Annotated in this window: 7 protein-coding genes; 2 read left to right on the top strand and 5 right to left on the bottom strand. The window is 56.2% G+C overall.

Annotated features, from left to right (window positions below):
- From IOB61_RS11195 to IOB61_RS11205, 3 genes are all read right to left on the bottom strand, one after another.
- Nucleotides 1-298: HIT family protein (locus tag IOB61_RS11195; RefSeq protein ID WP_290816503.1), on the bottom strand; the 298-nt coding region annotated here is incomplete at its 3' end.
- Nucleotides 299-381: 83 nt separating this feature from the next.
- Nucleotides 382-582 (bottom strand): YdeI/OmpD-associated family protein, encoded by a 201-nt coding sequence (locus IOB61_RS11200; RefSeq protein WP_290816506.1) that lies wholly within the window; start codon nucleotides 580-582, stop codon nucleotides 382-384.
- 86 nt (nucleotides 583-668) lie between these two features.
- The gene (locus IOB61_RS11205; RefSeq protein WP_290816530.1) at nucleotides 669-1874 is read right to left on the bottom strand and encodes a GNAT family N-acetyltransferase; all 1206 of its coding nucleotides are present in this window, start codon (nucleotides 1872-1874) and stop codon (nucleotides 669-671) included.
- A 104-nt stretch (nucleotides 1875-1978) separates the two neighbouring features.
- Between IOB61_RS11205 and IOB61_RS11210 the strand changes: the two genes are divergently transcribed.
- A complete protein-coding gene (locus tag IOB61_RS11210) occupies nucleotides 1979-2449 on the top strand; it encodes a DUF2721 domain-containing protein (RefSeq protein WP_290816533.1) in 471 nt (156 codons plus the stop codon).
- 30 nt (nucleotides 2450-2479) lie between these two features.
- Here IOB61_RS11210 and IOB61_RS11215 read toward each other — a convergent pair whose 3' ends face one another.
- Together IOB61_RS11215 and IOB61_RS11220 are read right to left on the bottom strand one after the other, a co-directional pair.
- Nucleotides 2480-2941, bottom strand: a complete 462-nt coding sequence (locus IOB61_RS11215; RefSeq protein WP_290816536.1) for a RidA family protein — start codon at nucleotides 2939-2941, stop codon at nucleotides 2480-2482.
- A 17-nt stretch (nucleotides 2942-2958) separates the two neighbouring features.
- Nucleotides 2959-3408 (bottom strand): MaoC family dehydratase, encoded by a 450-nt coding sequence (locus IOB61_RS11220; RefSeq protein WP_290816539.1) that lies wholly within the window; start codon nucleotides 3406-3408, stop codon nucleotides 2959-2961.
- An 80-nt stretch (nucleotides 3409-3488) separates the two neighbouring features.
- On the opposite strand from IOB61_RS11220, the gene IOB61_RS11225 reads away from it, so the two are divergent.
- Nucleotides 3489-3938 (top strand): GNAT family N-acetyltransferase, encoded by a 450-nt coding sequence (locus IOB61_RS11225; protein ID WP_290816542.1) that lies wholly within the window; start codon nucleotides 3489-3491, stop codon nucleotides 3936-3938.
- Nucleotides 3939-4211: the final 273 nt, after the last annotated feature.

Here is a 4211-nt window from a genome sequence, read left to right on the forward strand (position 1 = left end):
GCCCGCCCGCTGCGCCATTGAATTGAAACACCGTCAGGCCATCGGCTTGAAAGGCCTTTTGCACCGCTTTGGCGACTTTCTGGACGCTCACCATATAGGGCCCCAGCGCGTCTGCGGGCATGTTGAGAAGATTGGTGGCCGCGACTTTGGGCACCACCAATGTGTGGCCGGGGCCTTGTGGGAAAATGTCGAGAAAGGCCAGACACACCTCATCCTCATAGACTTTGAAACACGGCATGTCGCCGCGCAAAATCTTCGCAAAGATGTTTTGGGGATCATAGGGGCTGGATAGGTGCATGGGATTGGCCTTTCCCCAGAACCCTCGCGTGATTCCAATCAAAATCGAAATCGGCTAAGGCCAAACCGGATCGCAATCCGCACTTAATTGCGGCGTACGGCCTCTCGCCCCGCCAATATATCCATGGCTGCTTGGATGCGCGTCAACCGATCGCGCTCTGCCACGGCGGCTTCAATCCAAACAACAAAATCATGACGATGGCTGGGGGCAAGCCAGCTAAACGTCTGCCGAGCTAGCTCATCGCCAGCCAGTGCTGCTTCGAAATCTTGGTGATACTCTCCCATTTTTGCTCACGATCTTTGTTTGTCTTATGTGACGTGAGTAAAGCTAACATGCGTCGATAGTTTTGGAAGCAAAACGAAAGCATGGCCTAGGACCTGTCCACCTGTTGAACGACGTGTCGGAACGGGGTTCGCTCTTTGAGCCAATGGGTATCATCGGCAATGGCGGCACGCTCCCGCTCTAGATAATCGGCAATGGCCGCCCGCAGACCCCGGTCGGCAATCCAGCTGGCTTGCCAGGTTGAGACCGGCACATAGCCGCGCGCGAGCTTATGGCCACCTTGTGCGCCGGCTTCAACGCGGGCAAGGCCGCGCGCAATGGCTTCATCAATCGCCTGATAATAGCAGAGCTCAAAATGTAGGAAGGGCCGGTCTTCAAGCCGTCCCCACCAGCGGCCAAAAATCGTGTCAGAACCTAAAAAGTTGAGCGCCGAGGCGATGAAGCGGCCACCCTCTTTAGCAACAATCAGCACGAGCCGGTCGGCCATCCGCTCGCCCAAAAGCGAGAAGAAGCGGCGGTTCAGATAGGGTGTGCCCCATTTGCGGGCCCCGGTATCCTGATAGCATTCAAAGAAATGATCCCAATGCTCTTCTTGGATATCTGGGCCCGTCAGACGCAGAATCTCTAAGCCTTCTTGGGCTTTCGCCCGTTCTTTCCGCAAATTCTTGCGCTTATCGGAAGAAAGCTCGGCCAGAAAATCATCAAAGCTTTGATAGCCTTGATTGAAAAAGTGAAATTGCCGATCCTCGCGCAACAGCCACTTGCAGGAGTCCAATGCGGCCAAATCCTCATCCTTGGCGAAATTGACCTGTACGGTTGCAAGCCCGCTTTGGGCGCCAATTTGTTCCAGCGCCGAGATCAGGGCCACCCGGATCAGGCCAGCATCGTCATCCGGCTTCACCAAAAGCCTGCGACCGGGAACGGGGGTGAAAGGCACCGCACTCGTCAGTTTCGGATACCAACGCCCGCCAGCACGCTGCCACGCATCGGCGAAATTATGGTCGAAAATATATTCGCCCTGAGAATGGGACTTCAGCCATAAGGGCACGAGACCAACCACAGTCTGCTCGCCATCCAGACATAGAAGATGACGCCCACCCCAGCCGGTAAAGCTTGTCGCACACCCGCTTTCTTCCAGCGCTTGCAAGAAATCCCAACTCAAAAACGGGTCAAACGCCACGCCTGCTGGATTGGCCAGCCCATCCCAAGTTTCCCGCGGCACATCTGCGATATGATTGACGATCTTGATCGTAAACTCAGGCTCGTGGGGGGAGGGCTCAGCTGCTTCTGTCATCTTGGCCTTAGCTTATCGAGGTTCGGCCTGCTGTTAAGGCCGTCTGCTGCGCGCGGCGCGGGATAAGGATCGACCTTTCTCCATTTGGGTCCTAGACTGGTCCTATGCCGATCGCTTCCTCTCACGACATAGTTCAGATCATCCAACTGTCCATTGCACCCGTCTTCTTGATCGCAGGGATTGGGACTTTGCTGAATGTCCTGACCTCGCGTCTGGCCCGTGTGGTCGATCGTGGCCGGGTGATTGAGCAAGATTTAGATTCCCCCGTTGGCTCAGGCGTGCATACCCATCGGCATTTGGCAGAGCTGCGGGTTCTCGATCAGCGCATGAACTGGATTCATAATGCCATCACCTTGTCGACGATCGCGATCCTCTTGGTGTGTTTGCTCATCGTAGCTCTGTTTTCGGTAGAGCTGATTGAGATTGATCTATCCCGCGTCGTGGCACTCTTATTCATCGCCACCATGGCTTCGCTCATTGGTGGGCTGATCTCGTTTTTGATTGAGATTTCTTATGCCCGAAAATCCTTGCGGGTACGGGCGGAACTTTTGGCCAGCAGGGCACCCCATCACTGAGGCAAGCTGCTGGCCAAATCAGGCTCAAGCTCACGCGATTTCAAATACGCCGTCGACTTCTACCGCAAAGCCCATTGGCAGGTTCGCAACGCCCACGGCAGAGCGGGCATGTTTGCCAGCATCGCCCAAGACTTCGACCATCAGATCCGAACAGCCGTTCATCACTTGCGGGATGGGGTCAAATTCGGGCGTGACATTCACAAAGCCATTGAGCTTTACGACTTGCACCAGTCGATCCAAATCCCCACCGCAAGCGGCCTTCAATTGGGCCAAGAGATTAAGGCCACAGACTCGGGCCGCGGCTTGGCCTTGCTCAAGGGTGAGATTGCCACCCAGCCGCCCCAAATGGTCACCATCGGCCGCACGAGAGACTTGGCCCGAAATATGGACCAAGCCACCCACACGTGTGAAGGGTACATAGCTGGCGACCGGCGCAGGCGGGTTTGGCAAAATGATGCCGAGTTCCTGCAGGCGGGCTTCAATGCGAGACATCTTTGTTCCTTTGGTGATTAAGCAAACAACATGCTGACGGTTTCGGCCACGCAGGCAGGGCGGGCCTCGCCCTCAATTTCGATGGTCACTTCGCTGGTCAGCATCAGGCCGCCAGACTTGGGCTCGACGCTCAATAGTTTTTGCACCGCGCGAACTTTCGAGCCGACGCGGACCATATTGGTGAAGCGCACTTTGTTGAGGCCATAATTGATGCCGCGGCTGACGCCTTCGACCTTCAAGATGTCCTTGCCCAAAAATGGAATCAAGGACAGGGTCAAAAAGCCATGCGCAATCGGGCCGCCCATTTCCTTGGTGGCGCGGGGCACATCAACATGGATCCATTGGTGGTCGCCGGTTGCGTCGGCAAACAGATTGACGCGGTCTTGATCGATCAACAGCCAATCGGACGCGCCAATTTCTTGGCCGGCCAGCTCTGCAAGTGTGGCGAATGTGGTGGTCTTGGTCATGCTAAAGGCTCCCTCATTGTGATTTTAGGGGGCTGGTCTAACGTGCTCGTCGGGCCATGTCGAGGTGGGGAATAGAATTGATGCCAGACTATCAGATTGAACATTGGGATGGCCCGCGCTGCATCAGCCAAGCGGACATCTTCGCCGCCTTCCTTGACAAAGTTTTGCCCGATGACTGGTCGAATTTTGCCGAAAAACTTTCAGGCAGACGCAGCCTCAATGCCCATGTGGCCTTGGACGGGCGGGGCCAACTTCTTGGCCTCAAACTGGGTTATGAGCGTAATCGTGGGGTGTTCAACTCCTGGATCGGCGGGGTTGGCGAAGAAGCGCGCGGTCAAGGCATTGCGGCGGCTTTGATGGCGGCGCAGCATGCGTGGGCGAAGGAGGCTGGCTTTCGCGGGCTTGAGACCGCTACCCGCCAACCTAACCGGGCTATGGCCATCCTCAATCTCAAGGCTGGCTATCTGATCTCTGGCCTCGATGCGACCGCAGGCGAGCCCACAAAGATTTTATATTATAAGAGTTTGTGAAGCCCTCCACGATGTCATCCCCGCCGGAACGACGTGGAGAGCGGGGACCTTGTGGGATTTTGCGGCAGGAGGTCCCGGCTCGGCTGCGCCGTCCGGGATTGTCTGTTTGTAGTTTTTTGTTCTGGAAGGCTCATGCGCAGGCCCTGCCTGCCCCAAAGGCCAACTTCGATTGTTGGTGGGCGATTGGTCGCGTCAAGTCCGCTTTGCGCCGCTCCGCGGCAGATTTCCGAAGGAAATCTTGACTTGACGCGACAAATCGCCCGAGCACGATGA

The organism is Aquidulcibacter sp., assembly GCF_020253525.1.
Classification (GTDB): domain Bacteria; phylum Pseudomonadota; class Alphaproteobacteria; order Caulobacterales; family Aquidulcibacteraceae; genus Aquidulcibacter.